This window comes from uncultured Tenacibaculum sp., from assembly GCF_947498805.1.
Taxonomy (GTDB): Bacteria; Bacteroidota; Bacteroidia; order Flavobacteriales; family Flavobacteriaceae; genus Polaribacter.
Genome location: NZ_CANMLT010000004.1, coordinates 221,306 through 245,273, shown reverse-complemented (window position 1 = coordinate 245,273; position 23,968 = coordinate 221,306). Strand labels below are relative to the sequence as shown.

The window sequence follows — 23,968 nt, the reverse complement described above, 5'->3', positions numbered from 1 at the left end:
AAATGGGAATGCTCAAAGAGTTTAAAGACTTTGCAATGAAAGGCAATTTAGTTGACATTGCAGTAGGTTTTGTAATGGGTGCTGCTTTTAACAAAGTAGTTGCTTCATTTACTGGAGGAATTGTTTCTCCTTTAATTGGATTATTATTTAACGCAGACTTCAAAGATTTGAAATACGTCATTAAAGAAGGTGTTGCAGACGATGCTGGGAAAGTCTCAGGTGAAGTTGCAGTTATGTACGGAGAGTTCTTAACGAATGTTATCGATTTTATCATTGTAGCTTTTGTAATGTTTATGATTGTAAAAGGTGTAAATGCAATGAAGAAAAAAGAAGAACCAGCTCCAGAAGCACCAAAAGGACCTAGTCAAGAAGAACTTTTAGCCGAAATAAGAGATTTATTAAAAAAGTAATTTTCTTCTATAGAAAATAAAAAAAGCCTCGATTAAGTCGAGGCTTTTTTTGTTATATAAAGGAAATATTGCTTTTAACTTCTATTTGATCTTTCAGTCTTTGTACTTTATCATACATCGCATTAAAAAACAATTTACTCTCTACTTCAGCATTTCCAGATATTCTCTTTGAAAATTGTAATTGTTTCTTAAAAAAGTAATCTGCCTCATCACTTGTTACCTCTTCTTCTATTCTAAAGTGAGACAAATTGGTATAATGAATAAACAGTGTTTTTTTACTTTTTGACTTGAATAAGGTTTCATTACCCAAACTTATTAGTTTATTATTATACAACTCATATTTGCTTCCTTTCCCTTTTTTTCCCCACTCACCACGTTTTGAATTTAGTTCAACACGCTCTATCATACCCTTAATCTCATCACACATTTGCATTGCTTGGGTTTTCTCAATAAACTTTGCTTCGTAAAAATAATACACCTGATACAACAAGCTATTAATTGTAGTATCACTCCATATTTCAATTGCATTAAACTTCTTAAATGTTTCTTTAAACCGCATGGAAGCTTCGATCACTTTGACAGGCGGTATAAACTTTTTAAAACTCGTAAAACTATTTGTTGAGAACCCAGAGTACACATTTAAATAAGCATACAACCTAAATCTTCCATATAAAGTATCTGTGGGAATATGATATACTGGAATATCTTTTGCAGCATGATAAAAAGCAGCCTTTTCTCCTTTTTTATTAAAAGCCTCTAGAAAACTACTTGAGCTATTGAAAAAATCAAACAGTCCTTCGGATGTATTTCTAAAATTATTCTTTGAAATCTGAAAAAAGTTATGATTACTTAAACTGGAGAATCCATATAATCCATTTAAAGAAATACCATAATGTTCGGCCAACTTCATCCCTTCTTCAAAAGAAAGATTTGTTTTGCCTTTTAATCTTCTATATGCCGCATCATAGCTGATTTCCAGAACATCAGCAATATCTTCTACTAACAATACATTTTTAGGTAGTTTCTCTACTATTTTTTTGAAAAGCTTTTCTTTACTCCTCTCCATAAATCAATTAAGTTAAGTTATTAACAAATAATGCAAATCCTCAAAAAAAAATTTGCAGTTATTACAACAAGAACTAGCTCGTGTATGCCTTAATTTGCTACACAATTATCTTGTTATAGATGATTTATGGGGGAACCTTTCAAAATTTTCTGTAAAATAGGAAAGGTTTAAAAGAAAGTCTTCTCGTGAGAGAAGACTTTCATCTTATGTTTACTAATATAAGTCTTTTTTTGAAATCAAAAAACATTAAGCATGTTTTCCTTTTTCCCAGCCATGTTTTCCTAAATATTGCTCTCCAGATTCTACTGCTCCATCCTCAATATTAGTTCCCATAGAGTCATTCCAACGGTTTAAATATCCAAATAAAGAAATCACTCCTAACATCTCTACGATTTCTCCTTCATTCCAGTGCTCATACAAACGTGTTTTAATTTCTTCGTCTACCATATTAGGTACCATAGAAGCAGCTAATGAAAAATCTAAAGCAGCACGTTCTCCTTCAGAAAATGCAGGATGTGTTTTATACTCCCAAATATTATCTAACTTCTCTTGTTCAGCACCATATCTCTCAGCAGCTCTAATGGCATGTGCTTGACAATAACGACAACCAGTAGCATTACTACTTACCCAAGCAATCATTCTTTTTAATGCTGAAGTAACCCTTCCATGATTAGCCATTACAGCTTTATTTAAATTGATAAACGCTTTAGAAATATCTGGCCTACGCTGCATTGTTAAAACAGAATTAGGACAAAACCCTAAAGTTTCATTATAAAAATCAGATAAACGTTTAGTTTCTTCATCGTGATTTGGGTCTAGTGGTGTTACTAATGGCATTGTTTTATTTTTTAATTTTTAATACTAATTTTTTACACTAAGTTTGTGTAAAGGTTCGACACAATTTGTCGACATACACAAAAGAGCTTACGCAAGAAACAAAAAAATATTTACATATGGCTTCTCATAAAATAACTACTACCTGGAAAGAAAACATGTTGTTTGAATCAGACAACCCAAGTGGACATACTGTTTTAATCGATACCTCAGAAGAAAACGGAGGAACTAACAAAGGATTAGGACCAAAAGCAATGATGCTTTCCTCTTTAGCTGGTTGTTCTGGTCTAGATGTTGTTTCTCTATTAAACAAAATGCGAGTTGAGATTGATGACTATAAAATGGAAGTTGAAGCTGAATTAACTGATGAACATCCTAAAACATATCATACAGTTACAGTTGACTATCATTTTTACGGAACTAATTTAGATGAGAAAAAAATTACAAAAGCAGTCGATTTATCTAAAGAAAAATACTGTGGCGTAATGGAAATGTTTCGTCAGTTTTCAAAAGTTAATACCAATATTCATTTTCATAACAAATAGGTTTATATGCGTTGGACTTTAAAGCCACAACCTAATTCAGAGATTGTATATTCACTAGCTAAGGAGTTAAATATTGACAACACCTTAGCTATTTTACTTGTTCAACGTGGGATTACCAATTTTGAAGAAGCCAAAAAGTTCTTTCGACCTTCATTGGAAAACTTACACGATCCATATTTAATGAAAGATATGGACATTGCTGTGCAAAGAATTGAAAAAGCTATTTCTCAAAATGAAAACATCTTAATATATGGAGATTACGATGTAGACGGAACCACTGCTGTTTCTTTAATGTACTCATACTTAAAGACAATTTACCCTAATGTAGCAACTTATATTCCTGATAGGTATGCAGAAGGATATGGGGTTTCTTATAAAGGGATCGATTTCGCAGAAGACAATGATCTTTCTTTAATCATAGCGCTTGATTGTGGTATTAAAGCCATAGACAAAGTAGCTTATGCAAAAGAAAAAGGAATTGACTTTATCATCTGTGACCACCATAAACCCGGAGATGAAATACCTAAAGCTGTAGCCGTTTTAAATCCTAAAAGAACAGATTGCAAGTATCCTTACAAGGAACTTTGTGGATGTGGAGTTGGATTTAAATTGATACAAGCATTAGCCTCAAATAAAAACCAAACTATTGATGATTTAACACAATATCTTGATCTCGTTGCGACTGCAATTGCAGCAGATATTGTTCCAATCACTGGAGAAAATAGAATTCTAGCCTTTTGGGGATTACAAATCATAAATACAACTCCTAGAAATGGTATTAAGGCACTTATTTATCAACTTAATAAAGAAGAGCTAAACATTACTGATGTTGTTTTTGTTATCGCCCCAAGAATTAATGCTGCGGGTAGAATGAAACATGGAAATTATGCAGTAGAACTATTGACTGAAATGGATTTTGACTCGGCAGTAGCTTCGGCTTCTGCAATTGAAAAATTCAATTCCGACAGAAAAGAACTTGACAAACAAATTACTCAAGAAGCATTACTTCAAATAGAAAACAATCAAGAAGAGGAAGACTTTACAACTGTTGTCTTTAATGAAAACTGGCATAAAGGAGTAATTGGAATTGTTGCTTCTCGACTTACAGAAACTTACTATAGACCTACTTTGGTATTTACTAAAAGTGGCGATAAACTAGCCGCCTCTGCTCGTTCTGTAAAAGGGTTTGATGTATACAACGCGCTAGACCAATGCAGCGAGTTTATTGAGCAATTTGGAGGACATAAATATGCTGCTGGTTTAACTTTGTTACCAGAACAATATCAAAACTTCAAAAACAAGTTTGAAGAGGTAGTAAAAAACACCATTGACGTAGATTTACTAACACCAGAAATATCAATTGATGCTGAATTAAGTCTAATGAATATCACTCCAAAATTTTATAGAATCATTAAACAAATGGGACCTTTTGGTCCTCAAAACATGAAACCTGTTTTTAAAACTGGTGCTGTGCGAGATAATGGTTTTGGCAAGAAAGTTGGAGCAGATCAAAGTCATCTAAAGCTAAACATCCTTTATGGATCAGACTATAAAACCTATAATGCCATCGGGTTTGGTTTAGGCAAAAAACATTCACTTGTTCAAAATGAATTTGATATATGTTATAATCTAGATGAAAATATTTGGAATGGATATGCTTCCTTGCAATTGGTTCTAAAAGATATTCAATAAATTTATTTAGATCAATTCTAAATAAATTATATATTTGTTTCCATATAAAAAAGAATATGGAAGGTATACACAAAATATATAGTAATGATATTGGGATTTCTTTCCAGTGGAAAGGATCAAAATCAAATTTAACTCAGATAATCTTTAGAGATACCGGCTTTCATTTACATGAAGCTGAAATTGAAGATTTTCTCGAAAAAATAGCAGGCTCTAAAGCACAAACAAACTGTGCCACTTGTATTAAGGGAGAGAATTGTAAATCTATTCTATTGCAAACACCTTCTAATAAGGTTAGCATGGCTGTTTCTAAGGTTGAATTAGGACAAATAGAAGACTTATTAAAAGGTACCATTTTTCAACTAAGACTCAACAGTTACTTAATTGATATATGTAAAAACTAAAAGAGCTTGCAATTGCAAGCTCTTTTAGTTTTTTGGTTTCTTATTTTTCTTTAATTACGTACATATATACTGGATAGTGATCACTATAACCTCCTGTATATTGTCCATTTGAAAAACTTCTGAATGGATATCCTTTATATCGTCCTTTCTTTTGTGTTAAGAATCGTTTGTTAAAAATCCCTGCTTTAAACATTTTATAGGTAGAAAAGTCCTTTTGTCCTTTATCTAAAACCGGACTAGTAAACAAGATTTGATCAAATAAATTAATATTATCTCTATATCCTAATGTATTAAATCCTCTACGAAACATGTCTTCATATGGATTGTAAAGATCTCCTTTGTTTACGTTCTTCTTCTTTGCTTTTGTAGCTAATACATTCTTAAAGCTTGAATTTATTGGATCATCATTAAAATCACCCATTATAAATACTTTAGGATTTGGATCTGTTTCTTTGATCTTCTCAATAATTTGCTTCACTTTGTAAGCTGCCTTTTCTCTTAAAGGTCTACTTTTAGCTTCTCCACCTCTTCTAGAAGGCCAGTGATTCACAATTACATGAATTAACTCATCATCTAAATAACCAGAAACTAATAAGATATCACGCGTATATATTTTTCTATTCTGTGCATAAATATTCGGGTTGAATGCTTCATAATGAATCGGTTTAAAATACCTTCCTTGGTATAATAAAGCTACATCAATACCTCTTTTATCAGGAGAATCAAAATGAATAATTCCATAATGCTTCTTCTTTAATTTTTCAGAATTTACTAAATCCTCAAGTACCTTTTTATTCTCTATCTCTGCAACTCCTAAAATAGCAGGACTGTTTTTAGCTTTTTCTGCACCTAACTGTAAAATTACTTCTCCTAATTTATCAATTTTGTCAGCATACACCTTTTCTCTATCTCCATTCATTTCCATAATAGGACTTTTCTCATCATCCTTATTTGGATCATTAATAGGATCAAATAGGTTTTCTAAATTATAAAACGCTAATGTTCTAATCTTATATTGCTTTTGTGCGTAGACGCTTGATAATCCAAAAGCTAAAACAAATAATAATATTACTTTCTTCATTTAAAAAAATTTTCGACGGCAAAAATAAAACAAAATTCAAGCCAAAGGTATATAAGAGTGTTAAACCTTCATTTGTTAATGTTAAGTTAACATTTGAGTAATTATAATTTTGCTACTTTTGCATCCCTTTGGCTTTTTTTAAACGACCTCAAGGGAACAATATTTAAATATTTTATAAACAAGCATTTATGAGAAATTTTACAGTAGCAATGTTGCTTATGCTTTTTAGTGTAATTAGCATTAATGCGCAGAACATTGTAAAAGGGATTGTCGTTAATGGCGATTCTGAACAACCTTTACAAGGTGCTTCTATTAGTGTAAAAAATGCGAATATCAGCACCCTTACTGGTGAAGATGGAGCCTTTACTTTACAAAACTTAGCTGATGGAAGACAAATTGTAACTATCAGTCTTAAAGGCTATGAAACTCAAAATTTCCCAGTACAATTAGCGGGGAAAACAATCGATTTAGGAACTATCTTATTATATGAAGATATTTCTGAAGATCAAGACTTAATGTTAATTACTATTACTGATGATGAACTAGATAATGACACTAGTGCAGCTGATAACATCTCTGGATTGTTACAAGCTTCTAGAGACATTTATTCTAGAACAGCAGCTTTTGAATGGAGTGGTTCTTTTTACAGAATTCGTGGACTAGACTCTGACAACGGTAAGGTTTTAATTAACGGTATCGAAATGAACAAGTTATACAACGGTCGTCCACAATGGAGTAACTGGGGAGGATTAAACGATGTATTACGTAATCAAGAGTTTAGTAATGGATTAACTCCTTCAAATTACACATTTGGTGGTGCTTTAGGTTCTACTAATATTAGTACTAGAGCTTCTGAATACAGAAAAGGAGGTAGAGTTTCTTACGCTTCTTCAAACAGAAGTTATACTCATAGATTAATGGCTACTTATGCTTCTGGTTTATTAGAAAACGGATGGTCTGTTGCTGCTTCTGGTAGTAAAAGATACGCTGACGAAGGTTTTACAGACGGAACTTCTTATAATGCTCACTCAATTTTCTTTTCTATTGAAAAGCAAATCAATGACAAACATAGTTTAGGTTTTACTGCTATTAATGCTCAAAACAGAAGAGGACGTTCATCTTCGAACACTCAAGAAGTTTTTGACTTAAAAGGTAGAAAGTATAACTCATACTGGGGTTACCAAGCTGGTGACATGAGAAATTCTCGTATTAGAAGAATTGAAGAACCAATTATCATGTTAAGTCACTATTGGGATCTTTCAGAAAACACTTCTTTAACAACTAATGTTAGCTACCAATTTGGAGAAATAGGAAATAGCCGTTTAGATTTTGGTGGTCATAAATTAGAAGGTACTGATCCTAACACAGGAAATCCTTATGTTGTTGGTTTAGGTGGTAGTAACCCATCTGCTGATTACTATCAAAAATTACCAAGTTACGCTATTAGACAAGGAAATCCTGATGTGTATGCTGTACAACAACAGTTTTTAAACAACAGTCAATTAGATTGGGATGCTTTATATAGAGCTAACAGAAGTGATTTTAACGCAGGATATTCTTCTTACATTTTATACGAAGATAGAAATGACGATAAGCAATTTACTGTAAACTCAATTTTAAACAGTCAATTAACAGATAATATTACCATTAATGCTAAAGCACAATACTCTCGTTTTTCTTCTGAAAACTTCGGAAGCGTATTAGACTTATTAGGTGGTCAAAGATTCTTAGATATTGATGGTTTTGCTGATCTTGATTCTGAAAAGCAAAATGATCTTCAGAACCCATACAGAACTGTAGGTGTTGGAGATAGATTTAGATATAACTACAAGTTAAATTCTGAGGTTTACAATGCATTTGTACAAGCTCAATTTAAGTATAACAAAGTTGACTTTTATTTAGCTGCTGACGTAAATAAAACAACGCACCAAAGAGAAGGTTTATTCCAAAACGGAGCATTCCCAACTAACTCTTTAGGAAAATCTGATAAAATTGACTTTACGAACTTTAGTGGTAAAGCTGGTTTAACATATAAAATCTCTGGTAGACACTTATTAGATTTTAATGGAGGATATATTACAAAAGCTCCATTAATTAGAAATGTATTCTATAACGCAAGAGAAACAAATAACATTGTTAATAATTTAAAAGCTGAAAAGGTATTAACTGCAGATGCTAGTTATATTTTAAGAACTCCTTTCATTACTTCTAAATTAACAGGTTATTATACAAAAATACAAGATGCTACTGAAGTTGGATTTTTCTTTGCTCAAGGTTTAGAACTTGAAGCATTATTCCAAGAAACTTTAACAGGAGTAGATAAGCAACATTTTGGAGCTGAATTTGGTATTGAAGCACAAGTAACACCAACTATTAAATTAAAAGGTGCTGCTAATATTGGACAATATACATACACAAACAATCCAAATGTTACTTTAAACACAGATGTAAGTGCTAGTAGAGAATTCCAAAATTCTGGATTTGATGCTGTAACTGGTGTTAAAGACTTAGGTACTTCTAACTTAAAAAACTATAGAGTTGCTGCAGGACCACAGTCTGCTTATTCTGTTGGATTCGAATATCGTGATCCAGACTACTGGTGGGTTGGTGCTACTGTAAACTTCTTTGATAACGTTTACGTAGACGTTTCTCCTTTATTAAGAACAGCTAGCTTTACACAAGATGCTAACGGAGTTACATTCTCTGATTATGATCCAGCAGTTGCTAGAGAATTATTACAACAAGAGAAGTTTGATAATTACAATACTGTTAACTTAGTAGGTGGTAAATCTTGGAAAGTAGGTAATAACAAATACATTAGTATCTTTGCTAGTGTAACGAATTTATTTGACACTGTATATAGAACTGGTGGGTTTGAAGCTGCTAGAAATGCAAACTTCAGAAACTTAAGAGCTGATAGAGCATTAGACACTCCAGTATTTGGAAATAGGTATTGGTACGGTAGAGGTACTACATACTTTTTAAATGTAAACTATAGATTCTAAACAAAACAATAAAACACATCATGAAAAATAATAAATTAAATATAATCGCTTTATTAACCTTATTCTTAGGGTTAGTATCTTGTGTTGAGGATAATGATTTTAACCTTCCTAACACTGAAGTAAATGAACCAAGTATTGCTCAGTTTGCTAAAACTCCTTTTTCTGCTGTAAAAGACGGATTAATTCAAGAGTTTAAAAACAACAATAAATTAGTATATACTTTCCCAGCTCCAGAAGCTACAGCTACAAACCCAACTCCAGATCCATTAGCTGTTATTGAAGGGTATGTAGTTTCTTCAGATGCTGCAGGAAACTTTTATAAGAAAATTGTAGTTCAAGATGCTGCTGAAAATCCAACTGCTGGATTTGAATTATTATTAGATAATACTTCTTTAAGCCAATCTTACGAGCCAGGAAGAAAAGTTTACATTGTTTTAGATGGATTAACAGTTACTTATGATGATGGAGAAAGAACATCTGATATTGATCCTGAAAATGGAGTTCCTGGAAAATACACATTAGGACAATTAGTAGGAGATAGAGTTGATGAAGTAGTTACACCAAGAGTAAGCAGACATGTTTTTGCTTCTTCTACAAAAATGGAATTAGTACCTACTGTAATTAAAATTGAAGACTTTACTGGAGCAAATGTAAATACTTATGTAAAGGTAGAAGGTGCTCAATTTGATACTAGTGAATTACCAAATACTTTCTCTGGAGAGCCAGACGATAGCTTTGACGGATTAAGAACTTTTAGAGAGTGTGCTTCTGGTAGCGGAATCGACTTACAAACAAGTACGTTTGCTAGCTTTAAAACAAACCAAGTACCACAAGGAAGAGGAGATATTACTTTTGTTTTAACTAAAGACTTTAGAGCTGAAAACTTTGTTGCTATTGTAAATACACCAGCTGCAATTTCATTTAATGAGCAAAGATGTGATCCTGTATATGAAGAAGATTTCCAATCTGCTACAGATAATACTGATTTAGATATTACTGGATGGGTAAACTTTGCTGAAGAAGGTGGTGAGTTATGGACTGAGCAAGAGTTTAGAGGAAATGGATATGCTGAGTTTAGTGGATTTAGAACTGGAGATGATTCAAACATCGGTTGGTTAATTAGCCCAGGTATTGATATGGATGCTCAAACTGATGAGTTTTTAACTTTCAAGGCTGCACAACACCACGTATCTGATTCAGATAACAATACCTTAGAAGTTTTAGTTTCTACTGACTTCGACGGAACAAATGTAGCTACTGCTACTTGGACTAAGGTAAATGCTAACTTACCAACAAAAGATTCAAGATGGTATGCTTTTGAAGATTCAGGAGAAATTGATTTATCTAGCTACACTGGAACATTATACATCGCATTTAAATCTGTAGCATCTGGAACAAACTCTGCTTTAGATGGTTCATACATGATTGATGACGTAAAAGTAAGTGTAAAATAATTTTATAAAATATACTATTATTAAAAACCCAAGTTTTAAACTTGGGTTTTTTTATGCATCTTTATCATGTAAAAACCACAGGTATGTTTTCTTCAAAAACAAGGTTAACTAGGGCATTTAAAAAAGCCAAAGAACTTCCTTTAAACAAAGCGTCTAAGTATATCTTCTTTTCTGATTGTCATAGAGGAGATAATAGCTTTGCCGATGACTTTGTTCATAACAAAAAAATCTACATGTATGCTTTACAGCAATACCTGCAAAAAGACTTTACTTATATAGAACTGGGAGATGGTGATGAGTTATGGGAAAATTCTTTTAAAAATATTTTTGAAGCAAACAAGCATGTTTATTTACTTTTAAAAAAGTTCCATGAGAAAAAACAACTTCATTTCATTTGGGGAAATCATGATATGGATTATAGAAACCCAAAGAAAGTTGAGAAAAACTTAGCCTATTATTTTGACACCATAGATGGAAAAGAGAAAGAACTTATGATTAACGCTTCTTTTTCGGAAGCAATACGACTTACTCGGGAAGATGGACGATCAATATTCTTATTACATGGTCATCAAGCCGATTGGTTTAACTATACTTTTTGGAGATTAAGTAAGTTTTTAGTTCGTGTTTTATGGCGACCTCTTCAATTGATTGGTATCAAAGACCCAACAAGTCCCGCTCAAAACTTTAAAGAGCTTATTAAGGTTGAACATCGTTTAGAAAAATGGATTAAAGAAAACAACAATCAAATGATTGTTACGGGGCACACCCATCGTCCTAGATTCCCTTCTCATGATGAGTTACCACATTTTAATGATGGTAGTTGTGTGCATCCAAGATGTATTACTGGTTTGGAGCTAGAAAACAATGAAATTACGCTTGTAAAATGGCATGTTATAACGAACGAAAACGGAACCATGCAGATTGTTAGAACCATCTTAGAGGGCCCACAAAACATATCAAATTACATTTAACATTTAGATTTTCAAACTCTTATTAATAACATTAAAATAACATTAGTTATCACACTGCTTTTCGTAAATTTGTCGGGTTAAATTAAAGACAGAAATGGGAGATCCGTTTATTTTAATGTTAGTCGCTTTAGCGGCTTTAGCAATTTTAGACTTGGTAGTGGGGGTTAGTAACGATGCTGTAAACTTTTTAAATTCAGCAATCGGTTCTAAAGCAATACCAATTAAAACAATTATGATTATTGCCAGTGTTGGTGTTTTCTTTGGTGCCATTACCTCTAGTGGAATGATGGAGGTTGCTAGAAAAGGAATTTTTAACCCTAATATGTTCATGTTTGAAGAAATCATGTACATATTTATGGCGGTTATGATTACCGATATTCTGCTACTCGATGTGTTTAACTCACTGGGAATGCCTACCTCAACAACAGTGTCTATTGTTTTTGAGTTATTAGGATCTGCAGTAGCTATAGCGTTGATAAAAATTTCAGCGAATGATGCTCAAACTATTTCTGACCTAGCTTCATATATCAATACACAAAAAGCAACAGAAATTATATTTGGTATTGTCATTTCGGTCGTCGTCGCATTTACTGTCGGGGCAATTGTACAATACTTCTCAAGAATTATATACTCTTTTGATTTTGAAAAAAGACCAAACTATATCAATGCATTGTTTGGTGGTTTTGCTATTACAGCCATTACCTACTTTATTATCATAAAAGGATTAAAAGGAACTCCATTTTATGGGAGTTTAAAAGGTATTTTAGAAGGTAATACTGTCTTAATAATAGCAGGAAGTTTTGCTGTTTGGACAGCTATCTCTCACTTGTTAATTAAACTATTTAAAGTAAATATTTTAGTATTAATTATTGGAGTAGGTACATTTTCTTTAGCCATGGCATTTGCTGGTAATGACTTAGTAAACTTTATTGGAGTACCTATTGCGGCTTTAAATTCATATGAAGAATGGCAACTTTCAGGGGTTGCTGCTAACGAATTTGCTATGGGTGTATTAGCTAAAAAAGTACCGTCTAACGTATGGTTATTATTATTAGCTGGTTTAATCATGGTAATTACCTTATGGACTTCTAAAAAAGCTAGAGCAGTTATTGAAACAGGAATTAACTTATCTCGTCAAGGAGAAGGTCAAGAAAAATTTCAACCAAATAATTTATCAAGAGTTGTAGTTCGTTTAGCCATGGTAACTAATCAAGGTTTTAACCTAGTTATACCCAAAAAAACACAAACTTACTTAAACTCTAAGTTTGAAAAGCCAGTCATCAAATTACCAAAAGACAAAACCTACGAATTACCTGCATTTGATTTGGTAAGAGCTGCTGTTAATTTAATTATGGCAAGTGTATTGATATCGATAGCAACTTCAATGAAATTACCTTTATCAACTACCTATGTAACGTTCATGGTAGCAATGGGTACCTCTTTAGCAGATAGAGCTTGGGGACGTGAAAGTGCTGTATATAGAGTTGCTGGAGTTATTAACGTAGTAGCAGGTTGGTTCTTAACTGCAATTGTTGCTTTTGTTGCAGCTGGTATTGTTGCTTACTTGATTAGCTGGGATAAAGCAATGATCCCTGTATTACTATTAGTAGTAATTGGAATGTTGGTAAGAACAAGTATTATCTATTCTCGTAAGGCAAAAGAAGAAAAGAAACAATTGTTTGTTGAGCGTGCTGAGTTAATTTCTATTAATGGAGTTATTGATGAGAGTTCTGATCATATTGCAGAAGTAGCGCAACGTATTAATAAATTATATTCTAATGTAGTAAATGATTTAGCTACACATGATTTAATTAAATTACGTAAAACAGATAAACACGTTACTAAACTTAACGATGAAATTGATAGTTTAAAAGACGGAGTTTTCTACTTTATCAAATCATTAGATGAAACATCAGTTCAAGCAAGTCGTTTTTACATTTTAATTTTAGGCTATTTACAAGACGTAGCACAGTCTATTAGTTATATTTCTCGTTCTGCATACAAACACGTAAATAACAACCACAAAAACCTTAAAAAAGGACAAATAAAAGATTTAAAACATATTGATAATACCCTAACAAAGCTTTTAGGAGATATTAGCAGTACTTTTGAAAATAAATCTTTTGACAACCTTGCTCAAATTATTGAAGAAAAGAAAGAGCTTTTACAAGACCTTTCTGCCTCAATTGAAAAGCAAGTGGAAAGAATTAGAACAGACGAAACAAGTCCAAAGAATACAACACTATACTTTGGTATTTTAATTGAAACTCAAGATTTAGTTTCTGGTTTAATGAGTTTACTAGAAACCTATGAAGAGTTCCATGTGAGTACAAAAAGTGTTGAACTATAACATAAAAAAGCCGAGTGAAATTCACTCGGCTTTTTATTTATAACTTATTTACTTTATTTCTTTTTTTTCATCGGTCTCATTAGTCCTTCTTGAGCAACTGAAGCTATCAGTTTTCCATCTCTTGTATAAATATTTCCACAAGCAAATCCTCTTGCTCCAAAAGAGTTCGGACTTTCAATAGAAAACAACATCCAATCATTAAAATCAAAATCTCTGTAAAACCACATTGAATGGTCTAAACTTGCCATTTGCGTATTTCCAAAATTAGCCACACTGGCATTCGGATGCAAACATGCAGTAAGAATATTATAATCTGAAATGTAGGTTAAAATCTGTTGCTTTATTGCCAATTCTAAATTTGATGAATCTCCTTTTAACTTAAACCATACATCTACAATTGGAGGTAAATCTTCTGCTGCAAGCGGATTCGCTATTTGAACTGGTTTAAAATCAATTGGACGCTCAATACTTAAAAATGCTTTCATTTTCTCAGGTAGAAAGTCTCCAAATTGGTCTAACATATCTGTCCAGCTAAACAGCTCTTCTGGTTGCTTTATATCCTTTTTAATTGGCATTTGATGTTCATACCCATCTTCTCTCCTATGAAAAGAACAAGCCAGTATAAATATGGTTTTATCATTTTGATGTGCTGTAACTCTTCGTGTTGAAAAGCTTCCTCCATCACGAATAGTTTGCACATTATATGTAATTGGTAATTCTAAGTTACCTGCTTCTAAAAAATAAGAGTGTAATGAGTGTAATATACGTTTCTTAGGAACAGTTCTATAAGCTGCATTTAAGGATTGGGCTAATACTTGACCTCCAAATACATTTGGACTTCCAATATCCTTACTAACACCATTAAAATTATTGTCTCCAATATCTTCTAAAGTTAAAATATCTAATAACTCTTGAGTATCTTTCATACTATTTTGTTTTTGCTACTTCTTAACCTCTTTAAAAGGTAATTTTTGTTTGAATTCTGTGGGTTGTATTTTATCTAAAAACAGACTTAATATTTTATTAGGTATGGTCTTTTTATGACGTAAGTAAATTGTTAAATCTTCTGGCACAGCACCTACAGAACTCTTAATCTCACTTGCCGTTCTACCAAAGTTAATACAATGAACTCCTTCTTTAATTCCTAGAATAATATAATCATACAACATGCGTTGATATACTGCATATGATTTATTGAATTTATAATCTATTCCAACGAAATGAGCATCTAAAGTTTTCTGATTGATGATTCCAGACATAAAACCAACCAATTGTTCATCTAACCAATATCCTTTTAGCAAATACTTATCTCCTAAATTACGTTTTAAACACTTGTAGGATGCTAAATCAAAATCTCCTAGATTGAAACCAGATTTTCCTGAAACCTTTTTATACAAGTCGGTCATTTTAGGAAGTAAATCATCTAACATTTCCACAGTAATATCTTCCACACGTAAGCTACTACTTTGCTTCATTGCTTTTTTTGCCTTTACCCTAAACTTGGTTTTCATGGCCTCTAGATAGTCATCAAAAGAAGTCCAATTTTCATTTAAGGTAAGTACCATATTGGGTTCTACTTTAAAAGAATTAAAACGTACTTCCTTTAATTCATCTGTAATGTATAAAGACTCTGTTAGAAAATCTTTTAACATAAAAGCATCAATCGAATCGTTATACTTCGATTTTGCATATTCTAATAAACCTTTTGATACATCTTTTACAACCTGCTTCTTATCTTGATCTTGCTTGATAAAAATACCGTGCTCACCACTTACAAACGTGTTTCCACTTGTAAGCACTTTAAACGGTTCTTCTGGAGAAATAACACGCAATTTTCTCCCCATACATTTAATCCATTCTACAATAGATTGCATTTCATTCTGAACACTATCTAAATAAAAATCTACAATTTGTATGGTGGTAAACGCAATAGGCTTCTTGGCCTCATTCGTTAATACCAAATAAACAAATTCAATGCTTTCATTATGATCTTCTAGTGCCTCAAGATATGCTATGCTCAGATATAAGTTATCTTCACATTGTAGTTCTTTCCAAACTTCTTTAGGTACATCTTTTACGGAAGTGTAAAACTGATAGTTATTTGAATGTTTCGTACAGGATAAAATATTCACTTAGTTGCGTCTAATTTGAGTGTAAATTACTAAAACTTTGGCAAACATTACTACACAACTCCTCTATTCCATACAGGAATATTTAAAGCTTTACTAATTTTTACCATATCACTCAACAAATATTCTTTATCTCCGTGATTTAATAAATTATATCGGTCTCCATCTTTAGTTACTAGGTTAACTTCGTAACAGAAATAACTTCCCGAAGAATTTCCTTCAATAAACTTTTCTAATACTTGTAAAGCATATGCATCTTTAAATGGTAAGATTTTCCCTCCAACAACCATCTTTCGCTTATGTTTATGGAAAAATACTTTTGTTCCTTTTGATAACAAAAAGAAAAAGCCAATCAACATAAATATACCTCCTGAGGTAAAAAATATTTTTCCTCCTTCCATAATACCAAGACTCTCTTCTTTGAATTTATAATGCTCGATAAAACTCCAGGCAGTATAATTCAATCCCATTAAGAAAAAACTCCATGAAACTACTTTCATATAACCACTGGAAGTTATTTTATATCCTGAAACTGTCTTTCTTAAACGCTCACTTAAAAAGTTACTTCCTGAGTTCTCCAAAGCATTCCATGATATTTCTCTACCAATAACATCATTACTTGGATCTTCAAAGTTAAATTCAATTACTTTATTGCTTGGTGATTTTTTCTTTAGTTTGGCAAGATAACTGGAACCAAACATCCCTGTAAACATAAATGCCAATACCAATAGCATTCCTCCTGTTTTATAATATGTGTATCGTTGTCTTTCGATACTCTTCTCGGAAATTGGCACCGAGATTTCCAATCGTTTGATTTGGTTTTTGACTTTTGTAGGTGGATTTTCTATTAATCTTAACGAATCTAATTGAGCAACTTTTTGTTGGTATTCTAATTCTTGTTTTTGAAAAATCTTATAGGTTCCTTGAAATTGAGGGATCACTACAAAAATGACAATTCCTATTGGGATGACTAAAAACAGCCAAGAGCTGTTGAATGATAATTTGTTCATAGATATTTTTTTGGGGTTCGTACAAATTTGAGAAAAAGATGATAATAAAAAAACTCCTTTGTTAAAATTAACAAAGGAGTTTTAAGTTTTGTATTGAAGAATCTAACTATCCAACAATGTTGATAATTCTTCCTGGAACAACAATTACTTTCTTTGGCTCTCGCCCTTGAAGTTGTTGTTGTGTTTTTTCATGTGCCATAACCGTTTTCTCAATGTCTTCTTTACTCATGTCTAATGGTAATTCTAAAGTAAAACGTGTTTTACCATTGAAAGAAACCGGGTAATTCTTAGAGCTTTCCACTAAATGCTTCTCATCAAACACTGGGAAAGCAGCCGTAGAAATTGATTCTTCATACCCTAACTTACTCCATAATTCTTCAGAGATATGAGGTGCATATGGTGATACCAATACTAGTAATTGTTCTAATATCGCTTTGTTATTACATTTTTGAGCAGTTAACTCATTTACAGCAATCATAAAGGTAGAAACCGAAGTATTGAATGAGAAATTCTCAATATCTTCTTCTACTTTCTTAATGGTTTTATGTAATGTTTTTAAGTTGTCCTTCGTAGCTTCTCCTTCTGAAACTTCAAAGTTTTCTCCGTTGTGGAATAACTTCCATAGTTTCTTTAAGAATGAATACACTCCAGAAATACCTGATGTTTTCCATGGTTTAAATTGTTCTAAAGGTCCTAAGAACATCTCAAACAAACGTAAACTATCAGCTCCGTATTCTTCACAAATATCATCTGGATTTACAACATTAAACCAACGTTTAGACATTTTTTCAACCTCTCTTCCAACAATATATTTACCGTCTTCTAACTCAAACTCTGCATCTGCAAATTGAGGTTGCCAATTCTTTAAACCGTCTAAATCTAATTCATCTGAAGAGTTAATTAACTTTACATCTACACGTAACTCTTCTGTTTGATATTGATCTTTTAATCCTAATGAAACATATTTATTTGTTCCAGAAACTCTGTAAACAATTGCAGAAGTTCCTAAGATCATTCCTTGGTTGATTAATTTTTTTGCAAATTCATCAACTGGTAAGAATCCTCTATCAAATAAGAATTTTTGCCAAAAACGTGCATATAATAAATGCCCTGTTGCATGCTCAGAACCTCCAATATATAAATCTACTTCTTTCCAATATTCAACTGCTTCCTTGCTTACAAATTCTCCATCATTTGTAGCATCCATATAACGGTTAAAATACCAAGAACTTCCTGCCCAACCTGGCATCGTATTTAGTTCTAATGGGAACACCGTTTCATTATTAATTTGATCATTAGAAACAACTGAATTTGTCTCTGTAGACCAAGCCCATTCTGTAGAATTTCCTAATGGTGGTTTACCATCTTCTGTAGGTAAATACTTTTCTACTTCAGGTAATTCGATAGGTAAATGTTCATTTGCTATCATTTGTGGCATTCCGTCTTTGTAATATACTGGGAATGGTTCTCCCCAATAACGTTGACGGCTAAATACTGCATCACGTAAACGATAGTTTATTTTTCCGAAACCAAAACCGCGTTTTTCCATTTCATAGATTACGGTTTTCATTCCTTTTTTATAATTCAATCCATCTAAGAAATCAGAGTTTGCTAACTTAATTCCTTCTTTGGTATCATTTGCTTGTTCTGAAATGTCTACTCCTTCAAAAATATTTGGAATTTCTAATCCGAAATGCTTTGCAAAATCATAATCACGTTGATCTCCACATGGTACTGCCATTACAGCTCCTGTTCCGTAGCTTGCTAATACATAATCTCCAATCCAAATTGGCACTTGCTTTCCTGTAAACGGATGTAACGCATACGCTCCTGTAAACACTCCTGAAATGGTTTTTACATCAGCCATTCTATCACGCTCTGAACGTTTTGCTGTAGCTTCAACATAGGCCTCTACCGTTTCACGTTGTGTATCAGTTGTAATTTTAGCTACTAAATCATGTTCTGGTGCTAAGGTCATAAAAGACACACCAAAAATAGTATCAGGTCTTGTAGTAAATACTTCAATATTTGCATCATGTCCATCTACATCAAAAGTAACCATGGCTCCCTGACTTCTCCCAATCCAGTTGGTTTGAATGTCTTTTAAAGGCTGTGGCCAATCAATTCCATTTAATCCGTCTAATAAACGTTGTGCATATGCAGAAATACGCATAGACCATTGGGTCATTTTTTTACGTACTACTGGATGTCCTCCACGTTCTGAAACTCCATTTACAATTTCATCATTGGCTAATACAGTTCCTAAAGCCGGACACCAGTTTACTTCAGTATCTGATAAATAGGTTAAACGATATTGTAATAAAACTTCTTGTTGCTCTTTTGAGCTAAAGTTCTTCCACTCATCTGCAGAAAATTGCTTGATATCTTCATCAGCTACAGCATTTACATTAGCATTTCCTTCTACTTCAAACTTAGCTACAAGTGTACTTACATCTTCTGCTTTGTCTGTATCTTTATTATACCAAGAATTGAACAGCTGGATAAAGATCCATTGTGTCCATTTATAATATTCTGGATTTGAAGTACGAACTTCACGAGACCAATCGAATGAGAATCCGATTTTATCTAACTGTCCTCTATATGTTTTAATATTTGTTTCGGTAGTGATTGCTGGATGCTGTCCAGTTTGAATCGCATATTGTTCAGCTGGTAATCCGAAGCTATCATATCCTTGTGGGTGCAATACATTAAACCCTTTATGACGCTTGTAACGTGCATAAATATCACTTGCGATATATCCTAATGGATGTCCAACATGCAGTCCTGCTCCAGATGGATAAGGAAACATATCTAATACATAGTATTTAGGCTTATCAGAATTATTACTGGCCTTAAAAGTTTGGTTTTTTGCCCAATACTCTTGCCACTTTTTTTCTATTTCTTGATGATTGTATTGCATTCTTTAAATTTATTCCTGTCAGTACGAAACATAAAAAGCGAGATCATTTCATTAAGAAATTACTTCACCTTGTTCGCAATGACGTGATTTTGAAGCTGCAAATTTACAATTCTTGTTTGGAAGAAGAAAGTCTGATTTTAATTAGCTTAAAGATTCTTTTCGGTTTCTTTTTTCAGTGATTACTAAGGAATGGTAAATAAAAGAATTGATAGGCGTAGAGATGTTTAATTCTTGACCCATTTTATGAATAGTTCCTACTTGTGAATCTAATTCTGAAGGACGTCCTTCCATGATGTCTCGCTGTAAAGAAGCTGTTGTTTCGTAGGGAAGTTTGTCTATAAAATGAAAAACTTTTTGAATACTTTCTTCATTTAAAGGAATTCCTTTAGCATTTGCAACAGCTACGATCTCCTCTGCCGTTTTTAATAATAAATTTCTCACCTCTGGTTGTGTTCTCATTTCTCCCAAAGTAGCTCTTGTAAGTCCACCAAGAGCACTAATAGTTGTAATAAATAAAAACTTAGACCAAATAGCTACTTGTATATTTTCTGGAATTTGATTGAAGATTTCAGCTTTATCAAAAATATCTTTGATTTCTCTTACTCTAGTTGATTGGCTATTATCTAACTCTCCAAAGGCTATATACGGTTCAATTGCCATATGATTGATAACTCCGTATTCCTCTATTTTACTAACAATTTTACACAAACCACCTAACATATGTTTCTCCCCTAGAATACTGGCAAGCTTTTCTGCATTGTCTGCTCCATTTAATAATGAAATAACAACCGTCTTGTCATTTAATATAGGTTGAATTTTGTTTGCCACTTCTTCTAATTGCCACGTTTTAGTAGCAATTAAAATCAAATCTGGATTTGAGATTGTAGAAACATCATCGGTAGCATTTACATTTTTTAAGGTGAAGTCTCCTTTGATACTTTTTAATTGCAAACCATTCTTTTGAATAGCTTCAAGATGTTTCCCTCTTGCAATAAAAGTTACATTTTGCCCAGACTGCGCTAAGCGAATTCCAAAATATCCTCCAACACCTCCTGTTCCGTAAACTACAATATTCATAGGTTTTGTTTTTTGTAAAATTACGAAAAACGAAAAACCTCTTCTGTTAAAAAAAGAAGAGGTTTTATTGAATATAATATTTTTTTTAGAACTGATATCCCAAAGATAATTGAAAAGCTCCATTTTTAACATCAGGGCTTTCCTGTACCGGTGTTACTCCTAAGGTATATCTCGATTGAATAAATAAACCATTGTTAAAGGTATACCCTAAACCTACATTTAACCCTAAATCAAAATCTTCTGTTTGAGGATCTATCGTAGCTGTAGGAGTCTCGACTTCATCCTTTACTAAAAACGAAAATTGAGGTCCTGCTTCTAAAGAAAATCCGTCTATCAAATAATATTTTGCCATTACAGGAAGAGAAATGTAATTCAACCTCAACTCATTTGTTGAGTTTTTTGTTCCTAACTCGGTGTACAAAAGTTCAGGCTGAAGCGAAAACTTATCTGAAAATTTTAATTCTGCAACCCCTCCTACATGGAATCCAGTTCTTGAATCTACATCTAAATTCTCTCCTCTTAAAGTTGCAAAGTTCAATCCTCCTTTAACTCCAAATTTTACACTTTGAGCATTGATAGTGAATGCTCCTGTTAAAAACAATAAACTCAATAGTAGTTTTTTCATAATCTTAATTTTTAATTTTTATACTGAGAGGAAAGAATCAATTATGATGCCATAAACATGTTCGAGTTTTATTTTAAAAGACAAGAGAAACACGCAATTAACTGATAAGCAATATTTTAAACAAACAAAAAAATGCTCAATAAAAATATTGAGCATTCATTATCTTGTTAAGAAGTTTAATATTATTAAGTAGGTTATATCATTGTACTCAAGGGATAACAGAAATCTTCTTTCAACAAGGATTACATAAAAGTTTCAGATTTTAAAACTCCAATATCAATAATAAAATGTTTCTTTTTAGGGATCTCTATATAAGGTGAGATTTACTTTATGTTTCATTTAAACATTATCAACACTTGTTTTAAAACATGTAACCAGCTGGTATATGTACTTTTATGACACGTAAATTTAAAAAAGTCACACCTTTTTTCCAATAAAAAAGTGTCTAATTCTAAGAATCAGACACTTTTAATTCGTTATGACAGCGGTTTTTATCCCTTTACAGGTACAGAAATAACTACATCACCCCATCCTAAATACATTGTTGCATTTTCATCTTCACCATCAAAAGTTATTGAAAAATCCTCTAAAGTCTTTTTGGCTTTTGTCACCTTTGCTACCACTCTAGCAACATCTTCTTTTTCTTTATAAAAATAAGAACCCCATACATTCTTAGCGTTACTTAAAATAACGGTCCATGTATCATCTCCAGGAATAGTAAATAAAGAATAAGTTCCTGCTTTTACATTCTTACCTCCAAAAGTTACATCTTTATAAAAAGTAATTTCTGCTGCTTCATTTGCTCCAGTTCTCCATACTTTTCCCTTAGGAGCTAATTGTTCTATTTTTCTTCCTTTTAATTGTGGTCTACTATAAACGACCTTTACTAATTTATCAGAAACTCTCCAATTAGATGGAAATGCCGACGCATCCATAGGGCTTTTATCTAATCCTGAAAAATTCTGAGCTGTTGCTTCATTTGTAAAAACAACTGCAACAACAAACATCATTAATACTATAATTGATCTTTTCATTTCTTGAAATATTTAACGGGTTACATTCAACTTTGTCCTCAAAATTACAAATCCTTACAAGGTTACTTTCTTAATAAAATATTAAAATCTAAAGGCTCTTTTTCTAATTTGTTCAATCCCAATGATAAGCAAAACACTTAGACCAAAAAGAGGTAACATTACTCCTAACAGTATTAAAAACGTAACAATTGTATAGTTTATTTTAAAATCTTTAGACACTTTTGGAGTTCCTAACTTACTGTTTGGTTTTCTTATAAGATATGATACAATAGCTGCTGCACTCATAATTGTTAGTGCTAATGCCACACCAAACATTAACCACCAATTCCAACCGCCGAACTGACCTTGATGAAATGCCATTACCCACATTCTTCCTCTCATTAAAAAACCTACATCACTCCAAGTATGCTTTTTCACCAATTCTCCTGAATATTGATCAAAACGCAGCATTTTTTGAGCTTCTAAATCAACTGTTTTATTGGAAACACTAAACGTGCTCTTCGCATTTTTAGGAAGTCCAATACTTACAGTTCCTTTTAAACCTTGTTGTTTTGCGATAAACATCATTTCATCTAAAGTCATGGGTTTCTCTTTTACTTTAGATACTAAACCTCTTCCGTTCCATGTTTTTGGGTATCCTGTATTCGTTACTTTTTGTACCCATTTAAAATTTGCTCCAAATACATCGGTCCAAGGCAATCCTCCGGCAAGTGTAAGAATGAGTAAACCAGAAATCCAAAAACCTAGTACTGCATGTAGATCTCTAAAAAAAATCCTCTTCCCTTCTTTAAAACGAAGAGTAAAAACTCCTTTAATTCCCTTTTGAAAAGGCCACCAAATATATAGTCCAGTTAGAATAAGCACCAACATCCAGCTAGCTATTAACTCTACTATTTTTGTTCCTACCTTACCTCCTAAGAGTTCCCCATGTAATTTTCTGACTTTATACATCCAAGTGTCTTTTGGAGTAAAATTACCTGTAACTTTCCCTGTATACGGATTCACAAACAAAGAGTTCTTATGACTAAACCTACCTGAAACAAATTCTGTAGCCATCGTTGGTTTTGAAGGCAAAACTATACTGTTTGGTTGCTTCTTCATGCTAAGTTTTGCTATTTCCCACTGCCCTTGATATGAAATAGATTTCCCTGTTTTTTTAATTTCTTGAATAGTTGTTTTTGCCTTTTTTTCCACTTTAGGATTAAACAAATAAATTCCTCCTGTAATTGACAAAACCAATACAAATGGTAATGAAATTATACCTGCAATAAAATGCCATTTCCAAAACCATTGATTTATTTTTCGATTCTTCATTATAGTAAAATTGAAAAGCACAACTAGCTTAATTCAGTCAATTGTGCTTT

The 23,968-nt window shown here is 32.5% G+C and carries 19 protein-coding genes; 8 read left to right on the top strand and 11 right to left on the bottom strand.

Annotated features, from left to right (window positions below; translation table 11 throughout):
* Positions 1–8 precede the first annotated feature (8 nt).
* On the top strand, positions 9–410 hold the full coding sequence (gene mscL, locus Q0873_RS09465; protein WP_299106924.1) for a large-conductance mechanosensitive channel protein MscL: 402 nt from the start codon (positions 9–11) through the stop codon (positions 408–410).
* 52 nt (positions 411–462) lie between these two features.
* On the opposite strand, the gene Q0873_RS09460 is transcribed toward mscL, so the two are convergent.
* Both Q0873_RS09460 and Q0873_RS09455 read right to left on the bottom strand, forming a co-directional pair.
* Entirely contained in the window at positions 463–1,476 is a 1,014-nt protein-coding gene (locus Q0873_RS09460; protein WP_299106466.1) for a hypothetical protein, read from the bottom strand.
* Between the two features lie 246 nt (positions 1,477–1,722).
* Entirely contained in the window at positions 1,723–2,313 is a 591-nt protein-coding gene (locus Q0873_RS09455; protein ID WP_299106464.1) for a carboxymuconolactone decarboxylase family protein, read from the bottom strand.
* A 116-nt stretch (positions 2,314–2,429) separates the two neighbouring features.
* Here Q0873_RS09455 and Q0873_RS09450 point away from each other — a divergent pair, with 116 nt between their 5' ends.
* Genes Q0873_RS09450 through Q0873_RS09440 form a run of 3 tightly spaced genes read left to right on the top strand, consistent with a single transcriptional unit; the run spans position 2,430 to position 4,948 of the window.
* Entirely contained in the window at positions 2,430–2,855 is a 426-nt protein-coding gene (locus Q0873_RS09450; RefSeq protein ID WP_299106462.1) for an OsmC family protein, read from the top strand.
* A gap of 6 nt (positions 2,856–2,861) precedes the next feature.
* The gene (recJ, locus tag Q0873_RS09445) at positions 2,862–4,547 is read left to right on the top strand and encodes a single-stranded-DNA-specific exonuclease RecJ (protein WP_299106460.1); all 1,686 of its coding nucleotides are present in this window, start codon (positions 2,862–2,864) and stop codon (positions 4,545–4,547) included.
* A 56-nt stretch (positions 4,548–4,603) separates the two neighbouring features.
* Entirely contained in the window at positions 4,604–4,948 is a 345-nt protein-coding gene (locus Q0873_RS09440; protein ID WP_299106458.1) for a hypothetical protein, read from the top strand.
* Positions 4,949–4,988: 40 nt separating this feature from the next.
* On the opposite strand, the gene Q0873_RS09435 is transcribed toward Q0873_RS09440, so the two are convergent.
* Positions 4,989–6,029, bottom strand: coding sequence for an endonuclease/exonuclease/phosphatase family protein (locus Q0873_RS09435; protein WP_299106455.1), 1,041 nt, complete (start codon positions 6,027–6,029; stop codon positions 4,989–4,991).
* Between the two features lie 188 nt (positions 6,030–6,217).
* On the opposite strand from Q0873_RS09435, the gene Q0873_RS09430 reads away from it, so the two are divergent.
* From Q0873_RS09430 to Q0873_RS09415, 4 genes are all read left to right on the top strand, one after another.
* A complete protein-coding gene (locus tag Q0873_RS09430; RefSeq protein WP_299106453.1) occupies positions 6,218–9,034 on the top strand; it encodes a TonB-dependent receptor in 2,817 nt (938 codons plus the stop codon).
* Between the two features lie 20 nt (positions 9,035–9,054).
* Positions 9,055–10,488, top strand: coding sequence for a DUF5689 domain-containing protein (locus tag Q0873_RS09425; protein ID WP_299106452.1), 1,434 nt, complete (start codon positions 9,055–9,057; stop codon positions 10,486–10,488).
* An 83-nt stretch (positions 10,489–10,571) separates the two neighbouring features.
* A complete protein-coding gene (locus tag Q0873_RS09420; RefSeq protein WP_299106450.1) occupies positions 10,572–11,459 on the top strand; it encodes a metallophosphoesterase family protein in 888 nt (295 codons plus the stop codon).
* A gap of 94 nt (positions 11,460–11,553) precedes the next feature.
* On the top strand, positions 11,554–13,809 hold the full coding sequence (locus Q0873_RS09415; RefSeq protein WP_299106448.1) for an inorganic phosphate transporter: 2,256 nt from the start codon (positions 11,554–11,556) through the stop codon (positions 13,807–13,809).
* A 53-nt stretch (positions 13,810–13,862) separates the two neighbouring features.
* Here the strand turns inward: Q0873_RS09415 and Q0873_RS09410 are convergent, their stop codons facing one another.
* The 8 genes from Q0873_RS09410 to Q0873_RS09375 all read right to left on the bottom strand — a co-directional run bounded on the left by Q0873_RS09410 (position 13,863) and on the right by Q0873_RS09375 (position 23,918).
* Complete coding sequence (locus Q0873_RS09410) at positions 13,863–14,735, bottom strand: acyl-CoA thioesterase II (RefSeq protein WP_299106446.1); 873 nt, start codon at positions 14,733–14,735, stop codon at positions 13,863–13,865.
* Positions 14,736–14,750: 15 nt separating this feature from the next.
* A complete protein-coding gene (locus Q0873_RS09405; RefSeq protein WP_299106444.1) occupies positions 14,751–15,941 on the bottom strand; it encodes a GNAT family N-acetyltransferase in 1,191 nt (396 codons plus the stop codon).
* A 50-nt stretch (positions 15,942–15,991) separates the two neighbouring features.
* The gene (locus Q0873_RS09400) at positions 15,992–16,948 is read right to left on the bottom strand and encodes a hypothetical protein (protein ID WP_299106441.1); all 957 of its coding nucleotides are present in this window, start codon (positions 16,946–16,948) and stop codon (positions 15,992–15,994) included.
* Positions 16,949–17,054: 106 nt separating this feature from the next.
* The gene (leuS, locus tag Q0873_RS09395) at positions 17,055–19,868 is read right to left on the bottom strand and encodes a leucine--tRNA ligase (RefSeq protein ID WP_299106438.1); all 2,814 of its coding nucleotides are present in this window, start codon (positions 19,866–19,868) and stop codon (positions 17,055–17,057) included.
* 141 nt (positions 19,869–20,009) lie between these two features.
* Positions 20,010–20,945 carry a 2-dehydropantoate 2-reductase gene (locus Q0873_RS09390; RefSeq protein ID WP_299106435.1) on the bottom strand — a complete coding sequence of 312 codons (936 nt, stop codon included), beginning with the start codon at positions 20,943–20,945 and terminating at the stop codon, positions 20,010–20,012.
* Positions 20,946–21,030: 85 nt separating this feature from the next.
* The gene (locus Q0873_RS09385) at positions 21,031–21,570 is read right to left on the bottom strand and encodes a porin family protein (protein WP_299106432.1); all 540 of its coding nucleotides are present in this window, start codon (positions 21,568–21,570) and stop codon (positions 21,031–21,033) included.
* A gap of 491 nt (positions 21,571–22,061) precedes the next feature.
* Positions 22,062–22,604 (bottom strand): DUF2911 domain-containing protein, encoded by a 543-nt coding sequence (locus Q0873_RS09380; protein WP_299106429.1) that lies wholly within the window; start codon positions 22,602–22,604, stop codon positions 22,062–22,064.
* A gap of 81 nt (positions 22,605–22,685) precedes the next feature.
* The gene (locus tag Q0873_RS09375) at positions 22,686–23,918 is read right to left on the bottom strand and encodes a PepSY domain-containing protein (protein WP_299106427.1); all 1,233 of its coding nucleotides are present in this window, start codon (positions 23,916–23,918) and stop codon (positions 22,686–22,688) included.
* Positions 23,919–23,968 lie beyond the last annotated feature (50 nt).